Source organism: Paenibacillus sp. 7516, assembly GCF_002272715.1.
Classification (GTDB): Bacteria; Bacillota; Bacilli; order Paenibacillales; family Paenibacillaceae; genus Paenibacillus; species Paenibacillus illinoisensis_A.
Genome location: NZ_NPBI01000007.1, coordinates 209,708 through 235,381, shown reverse-complemented (window position 1 = coordinate 235,381; position 25,674 = coordinate 209,708). Strand labels below are relative to the sequence as shown.

Here is a 25,674-nt window from a genome sequence, read left to right as displayed (position 1 = left end):
CGGTTTATATGGAGAAATGGCCGTTCTGTTGCTGGTTTGTGCCCTCAAAAAAGGGATAACTGTACGCTCTACATCTCAATTGTACCTGTTAAGAAGACATCCCAATCCACTATGATCAACGTGTAGTAAGCGCTATCATCATTGGACATCACAGACTGAAGTCAGGGGGGGTTGTTCTGGAGAAGGAAGTCGTTGTGAATCACAGGTCATTGCCACAGAGAAAAGAAACGAGCTTATGGAGCAATGCCCGCAGGAAAATGAGGAAGCACTGGCAGTTGCACCTGCTGGTGATTCCACCCTTGCTGTTTTTTCTTATTTTCAAGTATTACCCAATGATTAATGCAGTCCTTGCCTTTAAGGACTACAACGTCATTAAAGGTATTTGGGGAAGTCCCTGGGTGGGGCTGCAAAACTTCCGTCTCTTCTTCGAAAATCCGTTATTTTGGACTCTGGTGAAGAACACGATCATATTGAGTGGATATTTGCTGCTGGCGGGATTCCCGATTCCAATTATCTTAGCCCTTATGATTAATGAGGTGCGGAGCACGAAGTTTAAAAAGTTCGTACAACTCGTATCGTTTGCGCCTTATTTCATCTCAACCGTCGTAATGGTATCCATTATCATGCTGTTTCTGGCACCGCGGCTTGGCTTTGCCAACATTGCCCTGAATTTTTTCGGGCTTGAATCGGTCAATTTCCTCGGCGAACCTGGGATGTTCCGATCGATCTATGTCTGGTCGGATATATGGCAAACCGCAGGATACAGTGCAGTGATCTATTTGGCAGCTCTCGCCGGAATTGATCCGACGCTGTATGAAGCGGCCAAAGTCGATGGAGCTTCACGGTTTCAAAAGATCAGACACGTCGACCTCCCAGGTCTTGTTCCGACCATCGTCATTATTTTGATTCTCAATGTAGGGAATGTCATGGCCATTGGCTTCGAAAAGGTCTACCTGCTGCAGAATCCGCTTAACCTAGCCAACTCTGAAATTATTGCAACCTATGTTTACAGCATCGGCCTGTTGAATGCCAACTATAGCTTTGCGACCGCGGTCGGACTTTTCAACTCGCTGATTAATCTCGTTTTATTGGTTACCGTGAACGGTTTGGCGAAACGAGTGACCAACAATAGTATCTGGTAGGAAAGGAGGGTCCTTAAGTGGCAGCAACGGTACCAAAAAGGATTAGGGAATCTGCCGCCGACAGAGCGTTCCTGATCACGATCTATATTGTGCTCAGTCTCGTTGTACTGGCGGTGATCTATCCTCTGATTTTTATTATCAGCAGCTCGTTAAGCAGCCCAGCAGCCGTTACTTCAGGCCGTGTGTGGCTCTGGCCCGTAGATATTTCATTCAGTGGTTACAGGGCATTATTCAACACACCTGAAATCTTAAAAGGGTACGGTAATTCCATCTTTTATACGGTGGTAGGTACGCTTATTAGTGTGGTCCTGACCATCATGATTGCCTATCCGCTATCACGCAGAAGCTTTTTTGGCCGAAATGCCTTAATGATGATCATCACCTTTACGATGATTTTCAGCGGCGGGTTAATTCCGACGTATATGGTTGTGAAGCACCTTCATCTGATCGACACACGCTGGGCGCTGCTGATTCCTAATGCCATTTGGGTATGGCAAGTCATCATTGCCCGTTCCTTCTTCAAATCCTCCATTCCCGAGGAATTGCTGGAAGCCAGCGAGATGGACGGCTGCAGTGACATGCGCTTCATTTGGAGTATTGTTCTCCCTCTATCCAAGCCCATTATCGCTGTGCTGGTACTCATGTATGCGGTTGGGCAATGGAATGCTTATTTTGATGCTCTTATTTATCTTAAATCGGCTGATCTGTTCCCGTTACAGCTCATTCTGCGCAGCATTATTATTCAGAACAACAGTGCAGGAGCGATGGATGCGGCGAAAATGGTGGAGAGACAGCAGCTTGCCGAGCTGTTAAAATATTCCTTGATTGTGGTGGCTACATTGCCTGTGCTGGTGATCTATCCGTTTGTACAGCGTCATTTTGTACAGGGAATGTTGGTTGGTTCCATTAAGGGCTAATTCACAGCTTGGGATTGGAGAATCATTTTCTTCACCGGTAAATTACTATAGGGAGTGATCCATTTTGAAGAAAAGCCTGACAATCATACTCATGCTGCTCATGGCGTTCACCATTGTAATGAGCGGATGCTCAAGCGACAACTCGTCAAGCCCTGAATCAGGAGAGCCGGCTGCAGGAGACGGTCCGGTGAACATCAGTGTATTTTCCGTACAGGAATCGGGGATCGATATCCCCACCAACCAATTCACCAAATTCGTAGAAGACAAGTTCAACATCAAATTCAACTGGCAGATCAATCCGTCGGACGGAGCCAAGGAGAAGCGCCAGATCTCGCTGGCAAGTGGCGACTATCCCGATGCCTACCTGCTTACTCATTACATTGACCAATTCTCACAGGCGGATCTTTTGAAATATGGGAAACAGGGCGTCCTCTTGCCGCTCAACGATCTGATTGATCAATATGCTCCCAACATCAAAGCAGCGATGGAAAGTAACTCAAATTTGAAAACGCTTAACACAGCGCCGGATGGCAATATTTATGGCCTTGTTGCCTATACGGAATGTTTCCATTGCTCCTATCCGAGCAAGATGTGGATGAATACGGAGTGGCTCAAAAAGCTCAATCTGGAGATGCCAACCACGACGGAGGAATTCAAAAATGTGCTGCAGGCCTTCAAAACGCAGGACCCGAACGGAAATGGCAAAGCCGATGAAGTACCTCTTAGCGGTTCCATCGAGGAATTTGGTGTGCGCATCATTCCATTCCTCATGAATGCCTTTGTGTACGATGATGACCGCAACTACCTGCAAATGGCTGGAGGAAAGGTTCAATCCGCAGCCATTACGCCAGAGTGGAAGGAAGGATTGACCTATATCAAATCGTTGTACGATGCAGGTCTCATTGATCCAGGAGCTTTTACACAGAACGCTGAAGCCTTTAAGAAAATTGGGGAAAATGCAGATGCGGAAATTCTCGGCGTCGGGGCAGGAATGCACCCCGCAATCTTCGTAAACATTGATCCTGGCAATACACGCTCGGCACACTATAACCCTGTACCTCCGATTTCCGGACCGGGAGGCGTATCGTACGCAACGCATGATGGAGGCGGCGTATCTCCGGGAGCCAAATTCGTCATTACCAACAAGGCAAGCGAAGAAGCGCAGATCGCTCTAATCAAAATGGTGGACTATATGTTCACTGCCGAAGGTCAAACGAACGGGGCGAGTGGTCTGAAAGGAATCGATTGGACTGATCCCGGAGAAGGCGACGTGGCACTGGGCAAGGATTCCAAGCCGATGGTTAAACAGATTCCAATGGCTGAGGGAGAAGCGCTGCGAAATGCGGGCTGGAGCGGAATGGCTCATTTCTATATGCCGAAGGAGTATCGGGATACCTTTGTTCAAGGCACGGATATCTATGCTTCCGACGGTTATGAGCGCAGACTGTATGATGCTACGCTGCTGTATGAAGGACATGAGCCAGAAGAGCTGTTCCCGATCTGGTCTGTATGGATTGATCCTTCCGAAATTGATGAAGCAAGCTTGCTGCAAACCAATATCCGAAACTACATTGAGCAGAACCAGCTTCAATTCATTACAGGCAACAAGGATCTCAACAAGGATTGGGATGCGTATGTTAAAGGTCTGGAAAACCTGAAGCTGGACCGTTATCTCGAAATTTTGCAAAAGGCCTACGAGGCGTCCAAATAGCAGATGAAGATTCGAACATCAGGTGCTTGAGTTGGACCAGGCACCTGATGTTTGTTGCATCCACAGCATAAGGATGATGTGAATGGTGCACTTAAGCTGATATTCAAGACAATACAGTCAGTAACCGTGCCAAAACGTAATGAGGGAGAGAACTTATGAAACTTCAATATGACAAACCCGCCAGTGTATGGACCGAGGGGCTTCCCATTGGTAATGGCCGTCTCGGTGGCATGATTTTTGGAGGAGTAGAGCAGGAGAAAATCGGAGTGAACGAGGACACTTTATGGTCTGGCTATCCTACGGACGGTAATAATCCCAATGCAAAGGAGGTTTTGCCGAAGGTCCGCAAGCTAATACAGGAGAGACGCTATCAGGAGGCAGACACGCTGACGAGAGAGATGCAGGGACCCTATACGCAATCCTATTTGCCCTTCGGAGAATTGCTTCTTCGTTTTGAGCACGGAGGCATTCATCATTCTTACAAACGGACGCTGGATATAGAACAGGCACTGCACAGCGTTGAATACCAGGTTGGGAACGTTACCTACAAGCGTGAGATGTTTGCTTCGAATCCCCATCAGGTGATTGTGCTGCGTCTAACCGCAAGTGTACAGGGGAAGCTCCATGTGCATGCCACCCTGGACAGCCCGCTTCGGCATACGCTTCACGTACAAGGAAGATCGTTTCGTATTATCAGGTACCGCTCCGGAACATGTGGACCCCAGCTATGTCGCAAGCGATGATCCCATTAGATACGGTGAACCGGGAGCCGGGAAGGGCATGGTTTTCGAAGGACAGCTGGCCGTGACAGCAGAGGATGGACAGGTGATTGTGGATAGTCAAGGAATTCATTTGTTGGGGGCAACGGCTGCCACCTTCTATTTCAGTGCAGCTACAAGTTTTAATGGCTATGACAACTTACCTGGTAAAAAAGAGAAAGATGCTTCGGTCATCGCTAGTTCATTCCTGAACATAGCGACTACCCAGCCGTATACAAGCCTGCGTGACGCCCATATCTCGGATTATCGCTCCCTGTTTGACAGAGTGAAACTGCAGCTTGGTACGCCGCTCGCCCCGGATGGCATGTCTACAAGCCAGCGGATTACGACCTATGCAGCAGACGATCCGGGACTTGTGGAGCTGCTCTTTCATTATGGACGCTACTTGCTGATCTCAAGTTCTCGCCCTGGTACGCAAGCCGCCAATCTTCAGGGAATATGGAATGCACTTACCCGCCCGCCATGGAGCAGCAATTATACCTTGAACATTAACACGGAGATGAACTATTGGCCTGCTGAAGTTTGTAACTTGGCAGAGTGCCATATGCCTCTGCTGGATCTGATCGGTAATCTGGCAGAGAAAGGTGCTAAGACTGCACAAGTTAACTATGGTACCCGTGGCTGGACGGCTCATCATAACTCGGATCTATGGGCGCATACAGCCCCGGTTGGAAATTACGGAGGTGGAGATCCAAGCTGGGCGTATTGGCCAATGGGTGGCGTATGGCTGACTCAGCATTTATGGGAGCATTACGCCTTTAACAGAGACGAAGCGTATTTGAGAACAACTGCCTATCCGATCATGAAGGAGGCTGCACTCTTTGCTCTGGATTGGCTTATTGACGACGGAAGCGGAAATTGGACTACAGCCCCATCCACTTCTCCAGAGCATAAATTTCGCACAGCGGAAGGTACAGCAGCGGTCAGCTCGGGTTCAACGATGGATATTTCCCTGATCTGGGAGTTGTTCACGAATTGCATGGAAGCCGCGGAACGACTTGGAACAGACATGGAATTCAGGAAGGAGCTGGAGAGCGCCCGGGAACGCCTGCAGCCGCTGCAAGTCGGTAAGTATGGTCAACTTCAGGAATGGTCGGAGGATTTCGAAGATGAGGATACATACCACCGGCATACGTCGCACCTTGTAGGCGTATATCCTGGACGGCAGTTGTCCGAGGAGGAAACACCGGAATGGTTTGCCGCGGCAAGAACTTCGCTGGAGCGACGCGGAGACGAAAGTACAGGCTGGAGCTTGGGCTGGCGTGTTGCTCTCTGGAGTCGGTTCCGGGATGGTAACCGTTCCTTGCGACTGCTCTCCAACATGCTCCGTCTGGTTAAGGACGGGGACACGGAGCAATACAACCACGGCGGAGTATACGCCAATCTGCTTGGCGCACATCCGCCATTTCAGATTGACGGCAATTTCGCCGCGTCCGCCGGCATTGCCGAGATGTTGGTGCAGTCTCACCTTTCGTATCTTGAATTGCTTCCGGCCCTGCCGGATTCGTGGCAGAAGGGCTACGTATCCGGGCTGCGTGCCCGAGGCGGTTTTGAAGTTAGCATCCGGTGGAATATGGGGCAGCTCGCCGAAGCGCAGATCACCTCCATGCTGGGTACGGATTGTGCACTTCGTAGTGATGTCCCGCTCATCGTGACTTCGAACGGCACTCGGTTGGATACGATTCGCATCAATGCCTCGACACTGAAATTTCCGACATCAGCTGGCCAAACGTACAGTATTGCATTGGAGGGTAACCAGTAAAAATTTTACCAAGAAGTGTGTTAAATCGCGATATGGATCGGAAGATCGGTGCATGGATTACGGTCTGTCCTGTCTTTATAATGAGGGCAGACTTGGGGGAGGGGATGACCACTCTGCCAACCAACCATGCAACATGGAGGAGGCATATGATGCTAACGAACGATACAGCCGTTGAAGTACAGCAGAACGACACACAAATCCAAGTGAGCAACGGGCAGGTAAGCTTGGTCATTAATCTTGAAAATGGTGAGGCTTCATGCAATGACAACCGCTCTTGTCTTGTTAACCATTTCCGCAGCGCTTTTCGCTGGCAAGGTCGGGAATATAGTACGGAACACTACGAGAGACATGAGCTGAATAGCAAGGAAGCCATTGTCCGGGAAGGATTCGGGAAAGGAGTGCACTTGGTGATCCTGCACCAGTCGTCTATGCTTCCCCAATTAGAACAGCATTTCTATGTATACGAGTCTGTGCCATTTGTGTTAGTGCAGAGCATAATCGAAAGTGATGAAGAGATCAAGGTCAATCGCTTCGCGGTCGTTCAATCCAAACAGGTATCGCTTAACGCAGGAAGTCCACAGGAAGAGCTCAGCATCCTGCGGATTCCTTATGATAACGACAAATGGGTTCGATACACGGTTGTCAAACCTCCAGTGGATGTCGAAAGCTATGAAGCTGCAGTCGTGTTCGAGTCGGAAAGCCGCCGGGGAATCATTCTGGGATCAATTACTCACAAGGTATGGAAAACGGGAATCCGGTTTAAAAGCGAGAAGAGCGGCCACCTCGAAGAAGTAAATCTCTATGGCGGAGCTGTCAGTGAGCTAACCCGAGATTCTCAGCCCCATGGATATGTGAAAGGAAAAATCATTGAATCACCACTCGCATTCATCGGATTTTACCAAGATTATAGAGATGGTCTCGAAGCTTACGGCCGTGCCAACACCTGGATGGAGGCTCCACTGCCATGGGAGGGCGGAGTTCCAGTCGGTTGGAACAGCTGGTCAGCAGCGATGAGTACACTCGATTATGACTTGTATACGTCGACCAGTGATTTTTTGAAGAAGGAAGTGCAGTCTCTGGGTTTCCAGAACGAAGAGACCTTATACATTAATTTCGATGCCTTCTGGGACAACTTTACACCTGAACAGATGAAAGATGCGCTGGACCGGGTACGGCAAAACGGACACAGGGCGGGTACCTATTGGACGCCATTTACGTTCTGGGGAAGCCCGGAACAGTTCAGCCAAGTCGTGGAAGGAACGGATGGTCAGTATACCTACGGAGATATTCTGCTGAGAGACATGGAAGGCGAGGTTTTGCCGGATGTTGATGGCGGTTTGGCTATAGATCCGACACATCCCGGCAATCTGCTGAGAATGGACTGGTTTGCGAACAAATTCATCTCGGAAGGATTCGAGTATATTAAGCTGGACTTCCTTGCACATGGTGCCCTTGAAGGGCAGCATTACGACCCCGAGATCACAACAGGGATTGCAGCTTATCGCCACGGCATGTTTTATTTACAGCAAAAGCTCTCACCGAAGGCCATTGGCCGCCCGTTCTTCATCAACCTATCCATTGCGCCGATCTTTCCGTACGCCTTCGCTCACAGTCGCCGCATTTCCTGCGATGTCTTCGGTACGCTTCAGGATACGGAATACCTGTTAAACTCATTGACCCATGGCTGGTGGATGAACAATACGCTGTACCGATATAACGATCCGGACCATTCCGTGCTGTACAAGAGCTTCAACCAGGAAGCAACTGGCTGGCACGAAGGAAGAAGCCGCCTGACCGCTTCGGTGATTGCAGGTACGGTATTGCTGCTCGGAGATGATTTCCGTCAGGCGGAGGCTGCGGAGCGGGCAAAAGACTGGCTAGCGAACAAGGAAATCATGAACATCGCCCGGCTCGGCCGAACGTTCCGTCCGCTGGAAGGAGATTGTGGGAAGCAGGCTTCAGACGTATTTGTACTGGAATCGGCTGAAGAAAAGAGCTTTTATTTGGCCGTTTTTAATTTTGATGCTGCGAGTGCCGCACGTAGAACGGTTTCCCTGGAGCGAGCCGGGCTGGATGCAAGTACGGTGTACAGTTATCAGGATTTATGGGAAGGGGGACAAGGGGAAGCCAGTGGGCATATGAGCGTAACACTGGAACCAGCAGAGTCCAAAATGTTCAGATTAACAGTTAAAAGAAGCTGACAATCTGCATCAACCTAATAATAGGCGCGCTTTTGTTGGAAACAGACAGCGCGCTTTATTTGGTTTTCGGCGATTATAGATTCAGATAATCCCATTAGAGCAGGAGGGCGTGAGATGGACGATTTTACATTGTGGTACACCACCCCAGCAATGAATTGGAATCAAGGTTTGCCGCTTGGGAACGGAAGAATGGGAGCTGTGGTCATGGCTGAACCGTATCGTGAAGTGTGGAGCATGAGTGAGGTGACCTACTGGTCCGGTCAAGCAGATCCAGAGCCGGCTCTTGCAGGAGGGAAGAGGGCACTGGAGGAGATGCGGCGTCAGTTCTATTCCGGCAATTATGATGAGGGAGATCGTCTTGCGAAGCGATATTTACAGCCCGATAAGCAGAATTTTGGCACCAATCTGGGGTTGTGCAAGGTTGTTATACAATTTGCGGAGCAGGGCCCTGACAGAACGCTAGAGGGAAGCTTCCGGCGTGAGCTGGACTTAAACCTTGCGCTGGCCAAGGCTGCCTTGAGAAATAAGGATACAACTGTGTATCGAGAAGTTTTTGCTTCACATGCTGACGACCTGGTTGTTTCCAGGGTTTGGAGTGATCGCTCTGGGGGCGTATCCTTTTCGCTTAGCCTGGAGGGAGAGACGGGATCGTTCCGCAGCACTACAATGGATGACTGTACATTGAAGTTTGAGAGCCAGGCTACCGAGAATGTTCACAGCAACGGCAGCTGTGGTGTATCGGCAGAAGGGTACGTGAAGATTGTTGTAGCTGGCGGTACGGTTACCGGGAGAGACGGAAGATTGACCGTCCATGGAGCGGATGAGGCCTCCATTTACTTTGCTGTCAGCACCAATTATCGCAAAACGGGACCGGAGTGGAGACAGGAGAGCCGCGTAATACTCGATAAGGCACTAGGCAAAGGATATTCCTTTCTGAGAACGAATCACATCGAGGATTATGCAGAGCAGTATAACAAGGTCGACATTCAGCTTGGGACTGCAAGCAAAAGTAATCTGACGACAGATCAGCGCATCCGGTTGCTGGCAGGCGGTGGGGATGATGATCCCCAGCTTTTTGCGCTATTTCTGCAATATGGCCGGTATCTGACCATTGCCGGTTCGCGTGCCAATTCTCCGCTGCCTCTTCATCTTCAGGGAATATGGAATGACGGAGAAGCATGCCGTATGGGCTGGAGCTGTGATTATCACCTGGATATCAATACCCAGATGAATTATTATCCGGCAGAGATTACGAACCTGGGAGACAGCCATCTTCCGCTCATGAGGTATGTCGAAGACCTCGCAGTGGCCGGAAAGTCAACGGCACGTAACTTATATGGCAGTGAAGGCTGGGTTGCGCATGTTTTCTCTAACGTCTGGGGATTCACACTTCCCGGCTGGGATACATCGTGGGGGTTGAATGTTACCGGAGGACTGTGGCTCGCCACACATTTGATGGAGCACTATGAATATAGCCAGGACCGTGCTTTTCTGGAAAGTACGGCGTATCCCGTGCTCAAAGAAGCCGCAGCATTCTATCTGGACTATATGGACATTCATCCCGAATATGGCTGGCTGGTGACGGGTCCATCCAATTCTCCGGAGAATCATTTCTATCCGGGTACAGCTGGCGGTGTTGTGCACCAGCTCTCCATGGGAACGACATTAGACCAGATGCTGGTGAGTGAGCTGTTTGAATTTTGCCTGAATTCGATTGAACTACTGGAGAGGGACCAGGATTTCGGTGAACAACTGAGAGAAGCTGTTAATATGCTGCCACCGCTGCAGATTGGGAAGAAAGGACAGCTGCAGGAATGGCTGGAGGACTATGAGGAAGCACAGCCGGAGCATCGGCATCTCTCACATCTATTCGCCCTGTATCCGGGGCATCAGATCACGCCTGAGCGGACACCTGAGCTTAGTGCGGCAGCAAGAGTGACGATGCAAAGCCGGATGCTGCAAGAGGAACTGGAGGATGTGGAATTTACGGCTGCCCTGTTTGGACTCGGTTTTGCGAGGCTGCATGATGGAGAAATGGCCTACAAGCATGTCTCGCATCTGATTAGTGGACTATGCTTCGATAATCTGTTTACCTATTCGAAGTCAGGCATTGCCGGTGCGGAAACCAATATTTTCGTCATTGACGGAAATTTCGGAGGAACAGCGGTCATTGCGGAAATGCTGCTGCAAAGTTACGAAGGCGAAATTCATCTCTTGCCAGCACTGCCGCAGGCTTGGAGTAAAGGGAAGGTAACCGGGCTAAGAGCCAAAGGCAATGCTGAAGTAGATGCCGTTTGGGAGGATGGTGAGCTGACGTCCGCCACAATCCGTACTTTTACGTCTGGAACGTACACCGTATGCAGAGGAGAGCGGAGAACGACTTTTCGTGCCGAAGCAGGAGGAAGTTACACATTTAATCGTGAGCTGGACTTGATCGATCAATGACTCATGCATATAAGCAATTGTATCCTAACGATCTGGCAGAATGGGGGAGAAAACATATAATAGAGACAGACACACCTTAAAGGGAGGGGACTTCAATGTACAGTATTTTTCTCGTAGACGACGAAGAGCTCGGGCTTGGAATGATGAGAGATTACATTCGCTGGGAAGAGATGGGGATCTACATTATTGGGACAGCGAGCAACGGCAGAGAGGCCTTGGAGAAGATCGAGGTCATTCAGCCTGATATTGTACTTACCGATGTGCAGATGCCCATTATGAACGGGATTGACCTGGCTCGAAAAATACATGAGTTGTATGATTCCATTCAAGTGATGTTCCTGACGGGACATGATGAATTCCATTATGTGAAATCGGCGCTTCATGTCGGAGCGGTCGGATATTTGCTTAAGCCACTTGATTTGAATGAAATTGAAAGCGTTATTTCAAAGGTGAAACAGCGCTGTGAAGAAGTTGCAATCAAGAAACGTTCCACAGAGGCTGCTAAAGCCACGATTCTCAAGGAACTGTCCTATGAAAAAGATACGACACGTGCTGCGGAGCTGGCATCCGACTATAGCAGGTTGACCCGTCTGCCCGTGACATCACGGTATGCCTTGGCCCTGTTCAGCATCGATCCCATTGAAGCAGAAGAAGAGCAGCAGAGTCTGGAAGAATGCACCACCCGGCTGGTGACTTATCTGAATTACTATTTCCAGGCGAAGAATCTGAGAGCTACCTTTGTTGATTACAAGGAAGGCGAGACAGGACTATTTATGGAAGCAGACCAACAGCCAGGGTATTACGCCTGGGAGGACTTGGCTGTGGCAATGCGAAGTGCACTCGATTTTACGGTGACTGCAGCGGTTGGCGCCGAAGCTGCCGAATTGTCCAATCTCCACGGTTTATATGAGCAAATGCGCGTGATCCTGAACGAACGTTTCTACGAAGGAACCGGAACGATGATCCATGCAGAAGCCGTAACGAATCAATTGTACAGCGAACATATGCCGCCTTTTGAGAAGAAGGAATGGTTTGAAGCGATACATCAACTGGATTTTGAGTGGGCAGCACAGAAGCTGCATCAATATATTGAAGCCCTGGCTGCCATGCGAATCAAGAAGAAGATGATAGGTGACTGGTCCATCGATCTCGTCGATGAACTGCTGGAACAGGTCCAGGAGCCCTTTTCGAAGGGGGTTCAACGAGCAGAGCTATACCACTCCATTTATAATGCATCGACATTGCATGAGATAGAGGGCCTGATTCTGGATGCGGCAGGTCATGCCGTGAATCTGCTGGGTGAGCGATTTATGGACAAAAATGAAAAACTGATTCATAAGGTACGCACCCTCATTGATCAAAATTACAATCATCCGGTTACGATTAACAGCCTGTCTGAACAGGTTTATCTGTCGCCGAACTATTTGCGGTCCATTTTCAAGGATAAGACAGGGATGACCATCCATGATTATTTAACGCGTATCCGGCTTGGCAAAGCAAGGGAGATGCTGGCGGATGGCTCACTCAAGATTCATGATATTGCTCAGAGAGTAGGTTACGAGAGCACGTCCTACTTCATTTCCCTTTTTCTTAAAAATGAAGGAGTTACGCCGAATGAATACAGGAAAACGATCTGAACATTTGAATTCATCGGATTGTTTTGCAAAAGAGAGACATTCAAATATGAATCGTAACATTGCGATATGGATCATTCCTGTCGCTCTTTTTACAATTAGGCATGTAACCAATATGTTGCCCTTATTACACCGAAAGCACAAAGGAGGATGAGAAACTAAACTATAAATTGAAAGCGATTTCAAAAAATGTTATTCACTGCTTCTTCATCCATGCAAGTCTGACATTAGCCTAATTATTGAAGTTGGAGGAATGTTATGTTAGAACGAGTCCTGCAAAAATCCTTTATAATCCTTTTGATCTTCTGTCTTGTTACAGGTATCAGTCCAACAGCGTCCATGGTAAGTGCCAGTGATCCTAACAGCTATGAAGCCGAAGCGGATGGGAATACGCTGAGTGGAAATGCGAGTGTATCGGATAGCCCGTCTGCATCGGGGGGCAAGAAGGTCGGAGGCATGTACCAAGGCAGTTCCCTGCAATTCAATAACGTGATCGTAAACGAGTCGGGAAATTATAAAGTTGTCGTTTATTACATTTCGGGTGATCCCCGGCCGTTCAACATAAGTGCCAACGGCGGGGCAAAACAATTCGAAGAACCACCGAAGACTGCGGATTGGGATACGGTAGGCACATATGATGTAACGCTGCCCTTGAACGCAGGGAGTAACTCGATCCTGATCGATGACAACAATTGGTATTCACCTGATATCGACAAAATTGTCATTGCCGGACTGGATGATAATGAGACAGAGCCCGGGAATCCCGATGAAGAAGAAGACCTGGGCACACCAGGGGATACACATCAATACGGAACGATCTCGGTGACGGATTATACGTACGGTTTTCTCGTGGCAAATGAACATTATGAGGTAACTTACAATACCCAGTCTGGATTGGTTGGTTACAGCTGGGCTAACGGGCAGAAGCTACGGGGCGTATACAGCAGCATGAAACTCGGTGATGAGTCTCTCGTGCAGAGCAAAGATTATGAGAACCATACTACTGCTGGCGCACCACTGGAATTGGAAGACGGATTCGGCAAAGGAATCGAGCTTTCATTCGTCCACACATCCGCTGGCAAACCGACGTTGAAGCAGGTATATCGTTTCTATGAAGATAAGGCGTATTTTCTGACCGGTTTGAATGCAATGGGGGAAACGGAGATCCATACGAATTACATGTCCCCGATTACGGTGACCAATGCAGGTGGAGTGGACATCGGTGATAGCTCGGACAATCGTGTACTCAGCGTGCCTTTTGACAACGATGCCTGGATTCGGTATAAATCTCAAACGATGAACCGGACAGATACAAGTTATGAAATGACGGCCATCTTCAATAACGCAACACGTAACGGATTGGTGATTGGTTCGGTAACACATGATACTTGGAAAACAGGTATTGATTGGCAAGGATCTGCCAACCGAATTCATGAACTCTCCGTATATGGCGGAGCTGCGACTGATGTGACAAGAGATACCCAGCCGCATGGCAGTCTGACGGGAACGGAGCTGTCCTCGCCGTTGATTATGGTGGGAGGGTTCAGTGATTACCGGACAGGTCTTGAAGAATACGGTAAGGCGAATGCAGTGATCACGACACCACTGGAATTAAATCCGGAACTTCCGCAAGGCGTTCCCTTTGGCTGGAATAGCTGGGGAGCGTATGGCAGCACACTGTCTTATCAGAACGTTGCGGATGTCTCCAACTATTTTAAGAACAACTTGGATAACTTTAACAACGAGGGCAATGTATTTATCAACATGGATTCCTACTGGGATAACCTAAGCGATGAAGAACTTGCACAGGCTGTATCCGTTATAAAGGGCAACGGTCAGCATGCGGGTATCTATTGGGCACCATTTGTGTATTGGGGAAACAATATGAGTCAGACGGTGGAAGGCACCAACAACCAATATACGTATGGTGATATCGTGCTTAAGGACTCTGCCGGCAAACCGCTGCCTACCCTGGACGGGGCTTATCCACTGGATGTGACACATCCAGGAGCCAAGATGCGGATAGATTATTTTCTGGATAAGTTTAAAAATCTCGGTTTCACCTACATCAAACTGGATTTTCTGACTCACGGTTCTCTGGAAGGGAAGCATTATGACGAGAAAGTAACCACCGGCATCCAGGCTTATAATCAAGGTATGCGTTATGTGGAAGAGCGATTGGACGGAAAAATGTTCATAAGTGCATCCATTGCACCGATCTTTCCAAGCCAATATGCGCACAGCAGACGCATCTCATGCGATTCGTACGGCAGCATTAACGAGACAGAATACATGTTAAATTCGCTGACCTACGGCTTCTGGCAAAATGGAACCATATATTCCTATACCGACCCTGACCATCTGGTACTGGCCAAAGCATCAAGTCTGACCGAAGCCCGCAGCCGGGTGAACTCGGGTGTCATTGCGGGAACGGTCATGATGGCTTCCGATGATGTGAATGATCCCAAGGCTCAGGAGTACATGACTGCACTGTACAACAATACGGATGTTCTAAATGTTGCGAGGAAAGGGAAAGTATTCAGGCCTCTTGAAGGCAACACCAACGCGAATGCTGCGGATACGTTTGTGCTGAAGGATGGAGATGATTATTACCTTGCCTTATTTAACTACAGTGCGACCAGTTCCGCTGAGCGGACGGTCGACTTGGAGCGTGCCGGATTGAATGATGCCCAAACGTATTCGCTAAAAGACCTCTGGACAGGCAAAGTTTCGTCCGTATCGGGTTCATGGTCGGTTACGCTGGAAGCAGCTGAATCAAGACTGGTGAAATTGACGGAAATGAAAGATACTCCCGGCAATCCGGGCAACCCGGGGAATCCAGGGAACCCTGGCGTGCCAGGAAACTCAGGAAGCACTGGCAATACTCATGGCAGCAGCGTAAAAGAGAACAACGGAAGTCAAGAAAGTGTGACTACAACCCTGTCCATCACAGCAGATATGCTGAAAACGAACAAAGAGTCAGGTCAAGCCGTCGTGGAAATCAAGGCTGACACGCAGGAAGTGCAGTTATCCTCAGCTGTTGTCAAGCAGCTTGGAAACAACGCACTGGTAGTGAAATCGGGCAAGCTAAGCCTCCAAATTCCTGCAGAGGTGCTTCAGCAACTTCTGAATAAGCTGCCAGAACAGCAGCGGGAAGGCAGCATCGTCACTCTCAATATGGTTCCACTTGGCAGTGAAGGTAACAAGATCATTGCCGCAGCACAGGACATGACGCAAGCGAGAGTTTCATTGAAGAGTGAAATTTACGCATTCAGTATATCCATTCAGAGCAAATCGGGGTTAAATGAAACACTCTCCAAGTTTGATAAGCCCGTCGTGTTGAGTCTGCATGCGGTGGAAGGTTTCGATACGTCTAAGGGTGGCATGTATGCGATTGGAGAACAAGGTAAGCTTGAATTTGTCCGAGGTGAATATGCAGCGAATGTGCTGACAGGGGAAATCAGTGAATTCGGCACATATGCTGTATTGGAGCTGGAGCGCTCCTTCACAGATGTCCCTGCTTACCACTGGGCGAGCCCTGTTATTCATGAGTTGACGGCCAAGCTGATTGTCCAGGGTACACATGGGGGCCTGTTTGAACCCGGTCGTGAGGTTACAAGGGCCGAGTTCACTTCAATGCTCGTACATTCCTTGGGACTCACCACAGCTGGAGAAATGGAGTTTCGCGATGTAACGGCGGATCGCTGGTATGCTGCGCCGATCTCCATCGCGTACAAGGCAGGGATTGTAAGCGGCAAAAGCCGGGATGCCTTCGAGCCAGATCTCACGATTACTCGCGAGGAAATGGCAGTCATGGTAATGAAGGGCTATTCCTTAGGGAAGGATCAGAAGCCTGTTAATACCAACGATACCATATTCGCCGATATGAATCTGGTTTCACCATGGGCAGCTGATTCAGTAACTGAAGCAGCCAATCGTGGCCTGATTCAAGGAAACAGACATGCCAAGTTTGAGCCCAAAGGGATTGCATCCCGGGCAGAAGCGGCACAGGTCATCTACAATTTGATTCTGAAGTAAAACATCAAGGGCTGCGGATTACTCCGCAGCCCTAGTTCTGTATTTTTGTATAGAATGATGGCATTCATGATTGTTATAAAAGGGCATTTTGCGGAAGGGTGATCTGAACAGTCGTGCCCGCACCCAATCTGCTGTATACGTGGACACCGTAATTCTCTCCGAACTTTAGCTTAATCCGCCGGTCCACGTTGGAAATACCATACCCCCGTCCTGGTTTGTCTTCAAGTAGAGATAGAAGGGTTTCACGCGGCATGCCCATCCCGTCATCCATGACGGAGAGAATGATCGAGTCATTTTCGAAGCCCCCCTTGATATGAATGTTGAGCGGCCTTTCCTGATTCCAGACGGCATGAATAATCGCATTCTCAACAAATGGCTGGAGAGCAAGCTTAACCGTGGAGTAGGGTAAAATCGCCTGATCAATGGTATAAATGAAATTTAACTGCCCCTTGAATCGGATCAGCTGGATGGCGTTATAGCTTTGGGTTAATTTTAACTCCTCATTAATGGTCAGAACACTTTTTCCTTTGTTCAGGGATATCCGATAAAACTTGGCGAGATTTAATACCATGTCCTGAATTTGCGGATCCTGATGTTTAATCGCAAGAGAAGAGATCGAGCCCAGTGTGTTATACAGAAAATGAGGGTTAATCTGGGCCTGCAATAGATCGAGCTCGGCTTCCTTGCTCTGCAGTTCTTTTTGATATACCTCGGTGATGAGACTTCTCAACCGGATCGTCATTTGCTGGAACGCGAAGTGAAGCTGTCCAATCTCATCACTGCCCAATTGTTCTTCATGAGTTGGAGTGAAGTCTCCGCGCTCAATTCTGCGAATCATACGGATTAAGGTCCGGATGCGTTTGCTGAACAGTGAAGCCGTAATATAAATGAGCAGCAGGGCTACACCAATAAAGGCAAGGGACACTTTAATCATAAGCTGCGACAGTGATTTGGCATCTTTAATAATACTTTCATATGGGAAGATGGAGACGGTCTTCCAGCCATTTTTGAGCGTGTTATAGACGGCGAGTGCTTTGACGCCCTGATAGGTCGTGTCGAATCTGCCGGAAAGAGAGTCATCAAACTGCTGATCAAGCAGTTCCGGCAACCGGGTATTGATTAATTTTTTGTCCGCAGAAGATAGAATAACGCCTTGGTCATTCATGATAAAAATGTCTTTGCCTCCGGCTTCCTTCTCCATTAACGAATAGATAACCGACTCGGAAATTTGGAATACCAGCATCCCATACGGATATTGATTGCTATTATTATTCAGCAGTCTCGCAAGGGTAAACATGGCAGGTCCATCCGCCGTTTGCGGGGAGGAGAGGTGAATGATATTACCATACGACTGTTTCAGCTTCTGGACCAGCTCGGTCTCCTGAACTTCGGGTGTAATGGGCTTGATATAGTAGTTATCTTTGGGCAGAGACGGATTGTCCGAATAAATGAATGCGCTATCAAAATCAGGGTAGGCAGCCATAATGGTATCGATGCGATTGCCAATGTAATTATAAACATCCAGATAGGAAGGATCATCCTGATACTCTGTCGTTAGGTAATTGGCAAGTCGATTATCCAGATAAATGGAGGCTGAAATATGTTCATAGCTATCGAGTTTATTTTCCAGGTTTTTGGTGATCTGGGCGGTTGAATTCATCATGTTGATGTACAACTGTTCCGTCAGTTTGGATTTGGTAAGTTCGAACGAGAAATAAACCAGCAGCATCATCGGGATAATGGTGACCAGGACAAAAACAAGAAAGAGTTTGGATCTGAAGCTTAAATCAACAAAAGGCATGTAAATGTATTTTCTGTAAAATGGACGCATCGAGCAGCCCTCTCTCAATTGAAAGTGATTACATAGAGTTCATCATAGCAGACCAAATATGGAAATCCAATAACGCTTTTCACCGAAAACATCTTTAAAAAGCGGCATTTATCGGAGAATTGAAGTATGGAAAGCAAGCGCTATCAAAATTAAGATAAAAAGGTAATCAGCTGAATCTAAATCAGGCCAATCATGATGGTATAAAGAAAGGGGAGGGCACTTGATGCATAAGGTAAGCGCTATCAAAACAGTCAGGAGCAATAATCTGATCAGCAGACTAAAAGAACAAAAATGGTTATTCGTGCTTATGCTGCCTGCCTTCGTTGCAACCTTGCTGTTTTCCTATGGTCCCATGTTCGGACTGTATATGGCATTTACGAATTATCAGCCGGGAGGGGAATCTTTTTTTAGGCAGTTTTTTCATGCAGAGTTTGTAGGCTTCCAGTGGTTTGAATATTTCTTCACAACGGGTGATTTCTATCGGGTTATGCGCAATACACTCGCAACGAGCTTGCTCACACTGTTGTTCGGATTTCCTGCGCCAATCATCCTTGCGCTTGTCCTGAATGAAGCCAGACAGGGATTCTTCAAACGCTTTGTACAGACGGTATCATATTTGCCCCACTTCATCTCGTGGGTTATTGCGGCCAATATTGTCATTACGCTTCTGGCTTCAGACGGTATGCTCAATAATATTCTGGTGCTGCTGGGTATTGTGGATGATCCGATCGCTTTCCTGCAAAATGGACCCTTGTTTTGGTGGATTATCGCCTTGTCCAACATGTGGAAAGAGATGGGTTTCAGTGCAATTATGTATCTTGCGGCTATTTCCTCCATTAACCCTGAACTTTATGAAGCTGCGAGGGTAGATGGGGCGAGCAGATTTAAGCAAATGTGGCATATTACTCTGCCGGCTTTGCGTCCAACCATTGTCATACTGGCTATTCTTGCGGTCGGCGGAATTCTGAATGCGGGTTTTGAACAGCAGTATCTCCTGCAAAACAACACGGTACTTGAGTATTCGGAAGTCATCGATATTTATGCCTACAAATACGGCTTGCAGAACAGTATGTTTTCATACGGAGCTGCCGTTGGAATGTTCAAATCTGTCGTTGCTTTCATCCTCGTTGTTATTGTGAACCGGATCTCAAGAAAGGTGAATGATCAGGCGTTGTTCTAACCAAGAAGGAAAGGAGTGATTATGATGTTATTGAACCGATTCGGTGATCGGATATTTAAGTTCTTTGTATATCTCATTCTGGTCCTGGTTTTACTGGTTACATTTCTGCCTTTTTGGAATATACTTGTCCTCTCCTTGAATAGCGCGGAGGATACGGTTCGTGGTGGGGTGTACTTGTGGCCACGCGTGCCAACCTTGGACAGCTACAGCCAGATTTTGAAAGATAGTGAAATTTTGAATGGGCTGTGGGTCACGGTCAAACGAACGCTGATTGGTGCACCCCTCTCGGTGCTGGTTATCACGATGCTGGCGTATCCGCTGAGCCGGCGGAATTTGGTGGGACGCAAGGGTTGGAATTTGTACTTCATATTCACGATGTATTTTGGCGGCGGATTGATTCCCTATTACATGGTACTCAAAGCGCTGAATATGATTGATACGTTCTCCGTCTTCATTCTGCCCAGTCTGATGAATGTGTTTTACATGATTATTGTAAGAACGTTCATGGAGCAGCTTCCTCATGAGATTGAGGAATCGGCCAAAGTGGACGGAGCTAATGATCTTACGATTTTTTTTCGAATAGTTATGCCGCTGACCACGCCTGTACTCGCGACGGTCGGATTATTTCAGGCCATTGGACACTGGAACTCCTGGTTTGACTCTTATGCATTCACGTACAGCTCAGACTTGAAAACCTTGCAAGCTGTACTTGTCAAAATCCTGAGTCAGTTTCAGACCGGTGGGATGGTCTCGCAAACGCAGATGCTGGCGAACTCAGCCAAGCGGAATGCTGTTTCGAGTGATACCATACGAATGGCTGCGACGATGGTTGCTACGTTGCCGATCATTCTCGTCTATCCGTTTTTACAGAAGTATTTTGTCAAAGGCATGACGCTGGGAGCAGTAAAGAGTTAATCATTGCTGGTCTGGCTGACAGAGAAGAAGAACTCTCGGCGGACACTCCTGAAAGGGGGGTGGTACAGCTTCAATGGTTTGCTCCATAATACACGCAAGTTACTTCATTCATTGGGAGGAATTAGGGTGTCAATGAAAAAGACAAAAAAATGGATGGTTATGGGTATTACTGCTGCTTTAGTCGTGGGTTTGCTTGCGGGCTGTTCTTCGAGCGAAGGGACAGATAGCGCAGGTACAGATGAAAAAGGAGCTGAACAAGGCCCGATCACGCTGACCTGGTTTGATGGCAATACCAAAGGTGAGCCATTCACTGACGCGGTTGCACAGCAAATCACCGAAAAAACCGGAATAGAGATCTCCATACAGCAGCCGACGGGAAATCCGACGGAGAAGCTGAGCTTGATGCTGGCGAGCGGAGATTACCCCGATGTCGTGGTGATGAGCCGGGGAGATGCCTCACTAGACAAATATATTTCTAGCGGAGCCTTCATTGCGCTTGATGAGTTAATCGATGAATATGGAGCCGATTTAAAGGAAATGTACGGGGACACATTGACCAAGACACGTTATACGGACGGCAAAAACTATTATCTGGCAAACTGGTACGGGCTCGACAGTGATCCAGTCTTCGGTATGCTGATGAGGCAAAGCCTGCTGGAAGAGCTTGCTCCTGAGAAAGCGGATGGATCCGAGCCGCTCACTACAGACGAGTTTGAAGCACTGCTTAAACAGTTTAAACAGAAATACAGCACGATTGATGGTAAAGAGTCGGTTCCCATGACGATGAATGGCGAGAATATGGGGGCGAATCTGGGTACCTTCAAGGGCATGTGGGGTTTAAAAACCTATTACGATAATAATGGTAGATTGCAATATGATGTTAAGGATCCTAAGTATCGTGAAATGCTGTTATATATGAATCGTCTATATCGAGAAGGACTGATCGAGAAGGAATTCGCCATTAGCAAAACGCAAACATGGATTCAGAAGCTCACAACAGGTGCGGTATTCTCCACACCAGGCGCCTACTGGGATCCGGGTAACGGCAATGCCGCATTGAAAAAGGATGGCGGTGAGAAGAATCAATTATTCGCATATAAAGTCGTAGCTCCTGGTGTGGACCCGGCTCAAACGACCTTTGGACCGAGAAGCTCGCTTGGCTGGGATGCCATTGCCATAACCAAAAATAATAAACACCCGGAAGAAACGATGAAGCTGTTCAACTATTTGGCGAGTGATGAAGGGCAGCACTTGCTCCTATGGGGTAAGGAAGGCGAACAATACACCATGGTAGATGGCAAACGTCAACCTGATCCTGCATTCCTGCAGAGCTTCAAGGATAACTGGGATGAAACGGTGAAAATAAGCGGGGTTCGTAAATGGCTGTGGTTTATCAAAAATGGGTTGGATCCGAACGGACAGCCGTACGACATGGCCGTCAAATATCAGCGCAGCGAAGTGGATGAACTGGCCATCAAGAGTCTTGGCGATTCGGTATGGGATACAGCTGAATATGATAACCTCAATCCGGATGGGGGAACACCGGAAGCTCTGACGGCACAAAAGGTCAAGGATATTATGGACCAGAGCATTACCAGAGCCATTATTGCCCCGACTGAAGCAGAAGCCAATGCCATATTTGACAAAATGCTCGAGGATATGAAAAAGGCAGGGGATGAGAAAGTAGAGGATATTATTAACCAGAAATACGCTCAGCGTATGGAGGTATGGGGAACCAAGTAAGCTGGTCGGAACGACGATATTGTGGAGGGCTCTCCTAAGGGAGGGCCTTTTCTTATGCATGGAACAGGCTTTTTTTGTCTAACATATTCCTTCTTCAATGTTCAAATAATGAGGGGAACGAACAAAGGAGGGAACGATGGATGAAAAAGGCCGAACGTAAAGTACGTTCCAGTACATGGACGATTCGAACTGCATGGTTGATGGTGAGTATGCTGTTTATTACTTATGGAGTGAACTCGTTAACCTGTAGTGCAGAATCACTGGTCACAGAACCTGCTCAGGCAGCGGTAATGACTCCATCCCAACCACAGCCCAAACGAATGGCGATCATCATTGATGATGCGGGCAACGATATGAAAGGCACGGCGGAAATTTTGGACATGCCAGTCAAGCTGACGCTTGCCGTCATGCCGTTTTTGCCCACCTCCAAAAAGGACGCTATCGCTGCGCATGAAAAAGGGATGGATGTAATCGTTCACATGCCGATGGAACCCATATCAGGAAGACCTGAATGGCTCGGTCCCGGTGCGATTACATCCAGTCTCTCAGACGATGAGGTCCGCGAACGAGTGGAGAAAGCCATTGATGATGTTCCCTACGCCATCGGCATGAACAATCACATGGGCTCCAAAGTTACTTCAGACAAACGAATCATGTCAATTGTGCTTGATGTTTGCCGGGAACGAGGGCTGTTTTTTGTAGACAGTCGTACCAATTTCCATTCGGTCGTGGGTGAACTCGCGGTATCCAAAGGCATGCCTCCGGTCGGTAATGATATTTTTCTGGACGACCGGAATTCGAAGCCGCATATTCGCCATCAGATGGAATTGGCAGCCAAGCGAGCCGTCGAGAAGAATATGTGCGTTGTTATTGGGCATGTTGGTCAGACGGGACTAAACACATCCAGCGTTGTTCGCGATTCCGTCACCCAGCTGAAGGGTGAGATTGAGTTTGTTGGCATCGGTGATTTGGTGCGTGAAGTATGGCACTGGCATGCTGCCCCTACACTACCGACAAATAATAAATAATGCCGTCTGCAATGGACTGGGCAATACGCTTCTGCTCTGCCGGATCATTCATCATGGCCCGGTCCTCTGCATTGCTCAGAAATCCGGTCTCAACGATAACGGCCGGCTGTTTAATCTGATTCAGCAGGTAGAAAGGCTTACCCCACACGACACCGCGCCGAGTGCCAAATAGATGGTTTAGCTCGGTCTGGATGGAGTCTGCCAGAAGGTAGCTCCTGCCTTCATTCTGGTAAAGGACAACTGGCCCCCTTGTAGACGAGTTGGGACTCCAGTTCCCATGGATGCTGACCACAATATCCGTACTTACTTCTTCACTGAGACTCTTGCGCTGTGCCAGATCCCTGCGATGACGGGATCTGCTGTTCAGCCAGCGGTTTTCGTCACTAAGGGCATAGTCTCCAAGCCGGTTGATGATGACAGCATATCCTTTGCTGCGAAGCAGGAGGTACACCTTTTGACTGATAGCCAGATTGATGTCTTTTTCAAGCACCCCATGATCAGACGTACCTCCATCAACACCACCATGTCCAACATCCAGCAATATAACTGGTGCGGCAAAAGCGTGATGCGTGGAACGATAACTGTCACCATCCGTTACAGGCAGCAAGGAAGGACTCACGGATTTTGAGTTGGGATGGGATGACGGAATAACGGCCGAGGAAGCTTGCGCAGGTGACATTAATATAGTATTGAACCCGATCAGCGATGCCACTAATGCAGCTAGCAGCTTAACCATGAGATGCACGCTCCTTTTCGTTATAGGCATCTCATGCAATATCGTATAAGGATGGATACCTTTGGCATTAGACTGTGCATTATTGGTTATTTCATACTCTCAGCAGCAAAAAAATGTTTATACATGGGCCGTTCTGCACACAATAGATGTATCGTAAGCTTGCGCATTACAGTTGAGCAGTTCGCATAAATGCTCAGGTAAAGAAGGAGGCAGAGATGGATGGCCAAGAGTGATGAGCTGGTGAAGTACATTACGCAGCGGGTTGTTCATTTTATGGATACACCGAAGGAAGAGCGGAAAGGGCGTTCCAAGGTAAAAGAGCCTTGGGCGATGAAATGGTTTGGCATGCTCCCCTTTGCTGTATCATTGTGGGTAGGGAAAAAGGAAAAAGCATTAGATTCACGCAGGGAAATGCAGAAGCGAAGCTCTTCTGGCAAATAAACCTGTTTAAGCCACAAAAAATAAAAAGACGCGTTCCTGATTCGGTGATCAGAGGAAGGCGTCTTATTTGTGTTTGCTTGAGACTATCAAAAATCCACAGCTTCACGGCTTGAAAGTATAAAAATGACCATCCTTCATCAACGTGTCGATCGGAACGAAACGTCTTAAGGTAGAATGTCCACCAATCGCTACATATTCCTTTTGCTCCGAACCGTTATCCATTCTCCAGACCTGATATCCGGTAACAGGAAGAGGGCCTCCATATAATACATTGCGATCATCTGCCGAAAAGACGATGGCCTGATGGTCTCTCCACTGCTGGACCAACGGCTGTAAACTTGTTACAGGGACCGCTTCCGAAGTAATCCACAAGAGATTGTCGGCAGGATCAAAATCCGGTTGTACGTAGATCGGCTCCACTGAGAAGGATGAAACCTTGGATAGATCATCTGTTCTGGATTGGAGTTGTACAGACATGGATAGCGTGGGAGAAGGCGGTCGAGTATGTTCAACCCGAGATTCACGCTCCATGGCCTTTACAGCACCATTCGGTAAAGTGTCACCGTTGGTTGCATCGATATAGATGGTACCAACACCTGATTGCTCCACTTTCCAGTAGGCAAGAAGAGGGGAGGCATAACATAACTGGATGTCTTCTGCATGTGACAATTCCTCCAGATTCAGATTATGTCGTTGAAGAGACTGCAGCAGCAGAGAGAGGTCATACGGTTGGTGTTCTCCCTGTCCGTACTCGCTTAGCTGCAGGTTTCCTGTACGGTTAGCTGTAATGATCATATATCCAACAGATGTTCCATCGATATGAGCGTTTACAAGCCAGCTGTGCGTACCTGGACCTAGAGGCGTAAAGTCTAGCTGCGCCTGGTTCCAGCCTTGGTCCATCTGTTGTAAGGAGCCCAGGGCCTTAACCTGTTGAAGGGCAAATTGCTGAACAGCAGCAGGAGCAAACGTATCAGATGGATGGGAAGCATCGCTTTTTGCCGTCGTTAATTGAAAGGAAAGTTCTGTGGTGGCTGCTTGCAAACCTAAAGCATCTTCTGCCTGCAATGTTGTGGACAACGTAGTTAAACCCAAAAGGCACATGGCACCCAAGCCTGCTGCCCTGCGGATGACGAGCCATGGTTTATGAAAGATTCGGTTCATAATTAACACC

The 25,674-nt window shown here is 48.1% G+C and carries 17 protein-coding genes; 14 read left to right on the top strand and 3 right to left on the bottom strand.

Features of this window, described 5'->3' with window-relative positions; all coding sequences use genetic code 11:
• The first annotated feature begins 257 nt into the window (after nt 1-257).
• The 9 genes from CHI14_RS08355 (at nt 258) to CHI14_RS08320 (ending at nt 16,629) form a co-directional block, all read left to right on the top strand.
• On the top strand, nt 258-1,142 hold the full coding sequence (locus CHI14_RS08355) for an ABC transporter permease (protein WP_221192575.1): 885 nt from the start codon (nt 258-260) through the stop codon (nt 1,140-1,142).
• A gap of 17 nt (nt 1,143-1,159) precedes the next feature.
• Nucleotides 1,160-2,059, top strand: coding sequence for a carbohydrate ABC transporter permease (locus CHI14_RS08350; protein WP_095287962.1), 900 nt, complete (start codon nt 1,160-1,162; stop codon nt 2,057-2,059).
• Between the two features lie 64 nt (nt 2,060-2,123).
• The gene (locus CHI14_RS08345; protein WP_095287961.1) at nt 2,124-3,770 is read left to right on the top strand and encodes an extracellular solute-binding protein; all 1,647 of its coding nucleotides are present in this window, start codon (nt 2,124-2,126) and stop codon (nt 3,768-3,770) included.
• A 155-nt stretch (nt 3,771-3,925) separates the two neighbouring features.
• Nucleotides 3,926-4,513 carry a glycoside hydrolase family 95 protein gene (locus CHI14_RS30420; protein ID WP_249281045.1) on the top strand — a complete coding sequence of 196 codons (588 nt, stop codon included), beginning with the start codon at nt 3,926-3,928 and terminating at the stop codon, nt 4,511-4,513.
• Complete coding sequence (locus tag CHI14_RS08340) at nt 4,401-6,311, top strand: glycosyl hydrolase family 95 catalytic domain-containing protein (RefSeq protein WP_249281044.1); 1,911 nt, start codon at nt 4,401-4,403, stop codon at nt 6,309-6,311. The genes CHI14_RS30420 and CHI14_RS08340 overlap by 113 nt, the downstream gene beginning before the upstream one ends.
• A gap of 149 nt (nt 6,312-6,460) precedes the next feature.
• Entirely contained in the window at nt 6,461-8,512 is a 2,052-nt protein-coding gene (locus CHI14_RS08335; RefSeq protein WP_349290355.1) for an alpha-galactosidase, read from the top strand.
• A gap of 114 nt (nt 8,513-8,626) precedes the next feature.
• On the top strand, nt 8,627-10,957 hold the full coding sequence (locus CHI14_RS08330; protein ID WP_095287959.1) for a glycoside hydrolase family 95 protein: 2,331 nt from the start codon (nt 8,627-8,629) through the stop codon (nt 10,955-10,957).
• Between the two features lie 95 nt (nt 10,958-11,052).
• Entirely contained in the window at nt 11,053-12,594 is a 1,542-nt protein-coding gene (locus tag CHI14_RS08325) for a response regulator (protein WP_095287958.1), read from the top strand.
• 255 nt (nt 12,595-12,849) lie between these two features.
• Entirely contained in the window at nt 12,850-16,629 is a 3,780-nt protein-coding gene (locus CHI14_RS08320; RefSeq protein ID WP_095287957.1) for an S-layer homology domain-containing protein, read from the top strand.
• A gap of 73 nt (nt 16,630-16,702) precedes the next feature.
• Here CHI14_RS08320 and CHI14_RS08315 read toward each other — a convergent pair whose 3' ends face one another.
• Nucleotides 16,703-18,430 (bottom strand): cache domain-containing sensor histidine kinase, encoded by a 1,728-nt coding sequence (locus CHI14_RS08315; RefSeq protein ID WP_170948054.1) that lies wholly within the window; start codon nt 18,428-18,430, stop codon nt 16,703-16,705.
• A 253-nt stretch (nt 18,431-18,683) separates the two neighbouring features.
• Between CHI14_RS08315 and CHI14_RS08310 the strand changes: the two genes are divergently transcribed.
• From CHI14_RS08310 to CHI14_RS08295, 4 genes are all read left to right on the top strand, one after another.
• Nucleotides 18,684-19,640, top strand: coding sequence for an ABC transporter permease (locus tag CHI14_RS08310; RefSeq protein ID WP_095287955.1), 957 nt, complete (start codon nt 18,684-18,686; stop codon nt 19,638-19,640).
• Between the two features lie 24 nt (nt 19,641-19,664).
• Nucleotides 19,665-20,555: a carbohydrate ABC transporter permease gene (locus CHI14_RS08305; RefSeq protein ID WP_110759447.1), complete on the top strand. Its 891-nt coding sequence runs from the start codon at nt 19,665-19,667 to the stop codon at nt 20,553-20,555.
• Nucleotides 20,556-20,687: 132 nt separating this feature from the next.
• The gene (locus CHI14_RS08300; RefSeq protein ID WP_095287953.1) at nt 20,688-22,298 is read left to right on the top strand and encodes an extracellular solute-binding protein; all 1,611 of its coding nucleotides are present in this window, start codon (nt 20,688-20,690) and stop codon (nt 22,296-22,298) included.
• Nucleotides 22,299-22,438: 140 nt separating this feature from the next.
• A complete protein-coding gene (locus CHI14_RS08295; protein WP_095287952.1) occupies nt 22,439-23,326 on the top strand; it encodes a divergent polysaccharide deacetylase family protein in 888 nt (295 codons plus the stop codon).
• On the opposite strand, the gene CHI14_RS08290 is transcribed toward CHI14_RS08295, so the two are convergent.
• Entirely contained in the window at nt 23,301-24,062 is a 762-nt protein-coding gene (locus CHI14_RS08290; protein WP_095287951.1) for an N-acetylmuramoyl-L-alanine amidase, read from the bottom strand. The genes CHI14_RS08295 and CHI14_RS08290 overlap by 26 nt on opposite strands.
• A 219-nt stretch (nt 24,063-24,281) precedes the next feature.
• Between CHI14_RS08290 and CHI14_RS08285 the strand changes: the two genes are divergently transcribed.
• On the top strand, nt 24,282-24,503 hold the full coding sequence (locus CHI14_RS08285) for a YqzE family protein (protein ID WP_095287950.1): 222 nt from the start codon (nt 24,282-24,284) through the stop codon (nt 24,501-24,503).
• 102 nt (nt 24,504-24,605) lie between these two features.
• On the opposite strand, the gene CHI14_RS08280 is transcribed toward CHI14_RS08285, so the two are convergent.
• Nucleotides 24,606-25,664 (bottom strand): hypothetical protein, encoded by a 1,059-nt coding sequence (locus tag CHI14_RS08280; RefSeq protein ID WP_095287949.1) that lies wholly within the window; start codon nt 25,662-25,664, stop codon nt 24,606-24,608.
• Nucleotides 25,665-25,674: the final 10 nt, after the last annotated feature.

Coding starts and splice junctions, on each gene's coding strand:
- CHI14_RS08320 (WP_095287957.1), top strand. CDS start 12,850: ATGTTAGAACGAGTCCTGCAAAAATCCTTTATAATCCTTTTGATCTTC.
- CHI14_RS08340 (WP_249281044.1), top strand. CDS start 4,401: ATGCCACCCTGGACAGCCCGCTTCGGCATACGCTTCACGTACAAGGAA.
- CHI14_RS08305 (WP_110759447.1), top strand. CDS start 19,665: ATGTTATTGAACCGATTCGGTGATCGGATATTTAAGTTCTTTGTATAT.
- CHI14_RS08335 (WP_349290355.1), top strand. CDS start 6,461: ATGCTAACGAACGATACAGCCGTTGAAGTACAGCAGAACGACACACAA.
- CHI14_RS08300 (WP_095287953.1), top strand. CDS start 20,688: ATGAAAAAGACAAAAAAATGGATGGTTATGGGTATTACTGCTGCTTTA.
- CHI14_RS08310 (WP_095287955.1), top strand. CDS start 18,684: ATGCATAAGGTAAGCGCTATCAAAACAGTCAGGAGCAATAATCTGATC.
- CHI14_RS08325 (WP_095287958.1), top strand. CDS start 11,053: ATGTACAGTATTTTTCTCGTAGACGACGAAGAGCTCGGGCTTGGAATG.
- CHI14_RS30420 (WP_249281045.1), top strand. CDS start 3,926: ATGAAACTTCAATATGACAAACCCGCCAGTGTATGGACCGAGGGGCTT.
- CHI14_RS08280 (WP_095287949.1), bottom strand. CDS start 25,664: ATGAACCGAATCTTTCATAAACCATGGCTCGTCATCCGCAGGGCAGCA.
- CHI14_RS08290 (WP_095287951.1), bottom strand. CDS start 24,062: ATGGTTAAGCTGCTAGCTGCATTAGTGGCATCGCTGATCGGGTTCAAT.
- CHI14_RS08315 (WP_170948054.1), bottom strand. CDS start 18,430: ATGCCTTTTGTTGATTTAAGCTTCAGATCCAAACTCTTTCTTGTTTTT.
- CHI14_RS08330 (WP_095287959.1), top strand. CDS start 8,627: ATGGACGATTTTACATTGTGGTACACCACCCCAGCAATGAATTGGAAT.
- CHI14_RS08295 (WP_095287952.1), top strand. CDS start 22,439: ATGAAAAAGGCCGAACGTAAAGTACGTTCCAGTACATGGACGATTCGA.
- CHI14_RS08285 (WP_095287950.1), top strand. CDS start 24,282: ATGGCCAAGAGTGATGAGCTGGTGAAGTACATTACGCAGCGGGTTGTT.
- CHI14_RS08355 (WP_221192575.1), top strand. CDS start 258: ATGAGGAAGCACTGGCAGTTGCACCTGCTGGTGATTCCACCCTTGCTG.